The 3,045-nt window shown below is 43.6% G+C and carries 2 protein-coding genes; both read left to right on the top strand.

Annotated features, from left to right (window positions below):
• Positions 1-263: 263 nt before the first annotated feature.
• Positions 264-1,697, top strand: coding sequence for a sodium-dependent transporter (locus BCT81_RS18140; RefSeq protein ID WP_080566587.1), 1,434 nt, complete (start codon positions 264-266; stop codon positions 1,695-1,697).
• Between the two features lie 174 nt (positions 1,698-1,871).
• Positions 1,872-3,045 (top strand): methyl-accepting chemotaxis protein (locus BCT81_RS18135; RefSeq protein WP_102425367.1); only part of this gene is annotated, 1,174 nt, incomplete at its 3' end.

The following is a 3,045-nucleotide window of genomic DNA, read 5'->3' as shown; positions in this document are numbered from 1 at the left end:
GGTTATAGTTGTTAAGTTTTGGTTAACTTAAGACGAAAACGATTGTTTTGTATGAAAAGGCGGCATTTAACCATAAAAATTTACATTGGTAACGAAATATGTACGGTTCGGACTTCCAATTTTATTCTTAAACTGGTTTACTTGCTACACAAAGAGCGTCAATCAAATCTTCTAAGTGTGTAAAGTATTTTTTACACCTTATCTTTTAAAGACGCCACCCAAAGCAAAACACAACATCACACAACACAAATTTTGGAGTAAACGTGGCTACTAGTAATACAACCACAACACCCCGTGATACCTGGGGTTCGAAGTTAGGATTCGTAATGGCTGCAGCAGGTTCTGCTGTTGGCTTAGGTAACATTTGGAAATTCCCATACACAGCAGGCGAGAGTGGCGGTGGTGCATTCGTTGCAATTTACCTGTTTTTTGTAATTTTCATCGGTTTCAGTGTAATGCTGACTGAATTTGCTATTGGCCGTCATACGCAAAAATCAGCAGTAGGTGCATTTAAATCAACTGACCGTCGTTGGACGTTCGCTGGTGTTATTGGCGTAGTAAGTGGTCTACTTATCATGGGTTTCTACCCTGTAGTAGGTGGCTGGTCTATCGCATACATCGGTAAGATTGCTGGTGGTCTTCTAGACGCGCCTGAAGCAATCGGTGACAGCTTCGGTGGTTTCATCTCTAACCCAGTTCAACCACTAATGTGGATGGGTCTATACCTACTTCTTAACGTTGTTATCGTTATGAAAGGTATCTCGGGCGGTATCGAGAAAGCGGGGAAGGTTCTAATGCCACTGCTATTCCTGATCCTTATCGTGGTATCGATCAAAGGTCTGACTCTTCCTGGTTCTATGGCTGGTCTTGAGTTCCTATTCAGCCCTGATTTCTCTAAGGTAGACAGCAATGTAATTCTAGCTGCACTTGGCCAAGCATTCTTCTCACTATCTCTAGGTATGGGTTGTATGTTGACTTACGGTTCTTACCTTAAGAAGAAAGAAAACCTAGTTCAAACTACCGCTATGGTTACAGCAATGGATACAGGTGTTGCTATCCTAGCTGGTGTTGCAATGTTCCCAGCGATGTTCGCATTTGGTATGGAGCCAGCAGCAGGTCCTGGTCTAGTATTCGTTGTTGTTCCTCAGCTATTTGCTGAAATGGGCGGCGTGATTGGTCTTCTATTCGCACTAATGTTCTTCATCGGTCTAAGTGTTGCAGCTCTAACATCTTCTGTTTCTCTACTAGAGGTTGTGGTTTCTTACCTAATCGACGAGAAAGGCATGAAGCGTGTAACTGCGGTACTGTCTGCAAGTGTTGTAATGGCTGCGCTATGTATCTTCGCTTCTCTATCTCTAGGTGGTGTTGGTCCAACACTATTCGACACGGGTGCATTTGATATCTTCGACCTACTAACAGATAAGATCTTCCTAGCTGTTGGCGGTATGTTGGTATGTATCTTCGCTGGTTGGAGACTAAACCGTGCAGACCTAGAGAAAGAAATCACTAACGACGGTGAAGTATCTTTCCCACTATTCGGTCTATGGTACGCACTAGTTAAGTACATCATCCCAGTAGCTATCGCAATCGTTGCATTCATGGGTATCTCTTCTGGCTTCGACAGCGGTAAAGGTGCAATCATGCTACTAGGTATTGGTATTATTGCTGGCTCTGCGCTTATCTCTAAGAAGCTATAATCGCAAGCTAAGTAAATAACGAAAAAACGGGAGCAATGGCTCCCGTTTTTTTGTACCTGTAACTTAATAATCGATAAAAAATAATCGTTGGTATTAACTAAAGTTATCCGTCTGGTAGACGATATATTAAATGTTAAGGCTGTATAAGCTGTCGTTTATTTAGGTAGGTGTTGTGTGAAATTATCTGTAAGAAAAAAGCTTTATGCCGGGTTTGGCTCAATTTTGGCGGTGCTTGTTACCTTAGTTACCATCGTCTGGTTTGAAGTCATTGATGCCCATAAAAGCGCAGATGAAATTAGAATGGACGATGTTCCGGGGACTGTTACCTATCTTGTACTGATTGATGAAGCGGGTGATGTATACCGAGATGCACTGGGTGCAATTACTCAGGTTGATAACGCTTTGAATGACTACCGCACTAATAAGAGCGAGTTCGCTCAGGCTATTGAACAGGCAAAACGTTTGGAAAGCAGAGGCTCTGAAGATCATCGCCGTATTCTGCGTATTGAAGAGTTAATGGGACGCTTCACCCAAGAGTTTGAATCTAAGCTTGTGCCTAAGATCAATGATCAGTCTGAGCTATTAGCCAACATTCAACAGCTGCGTTCTCTATACGAGACCAACTTGATACCCATTGAAAACTTACTGGATCAAGCATCTGCAAGTGAGCGAGCGGATACCGAGCAGTCGTTACTGATACTCACCGATACATTTACTACTATTGAACGCACTATTATGGTGTTGTCTGCGATTGCTATCGTCTTCGGTTGTGTGATCGCGTATATGTTGTCGAGTTCTATCACTAACCGTCTGACTCGTGTTGAACAAGTAGCACGCCGCGTGGCAAATGGTGATTTAACGGCAGGTGACATTACCGATGAATCTGGTGATGAACTTGCTGATCTTGCTGGCTCGATTAACCAGATGCAGAAGTCGTTAGTGGACTTACTCGGCTCTATTTCTTCTGTGACACACGAAGTTCAATCTGTTACGGGCGAACTATCTTCTATTAGCCAAGACATCGTCACGGGAGCTTCCGCTCAAGCTGACAAAGCGAACTTGATTGCAACGGCTGCTGAAGAGTTAAGCTTGACCATTTCAGAAGTGGCACAGCAGGGTACGTCTACTTATGAAGAAGCCCGCCGCTCTGAAACGTCTGCAGAAGATGGGCGTAATGTGATTGTCGAAATGGTGGCGAGTATTCAACAGGTGTCGACTCAAATGAGTGATATGTCACTGCAAATGAATACTTTGGGCTCTCATGGTGAGCAGATTGGTAGCGTTATCAAAGTTATCGAAGACATTGCTGAGCAAACCAACCTATTGGCTCTGAATGCGGCGATTGAGG

Origin of the sequence: Vibrio sp. 10N.261.52.A1 (assembly GCF_002876325.1) — a bacterium.
GTDB classification, from domain to species: Bacteria; Pseudomonadota; Gammaproteobacteria; order Enterobacterales; family Vibrionaceae; genus Vibrio; species Vibrio chagasii.
The sequence above is the reverse complement of the archived record's forward strand: the minus strand, read 5'-3'. Positions and strand labels throughout refer to the sequence as shown.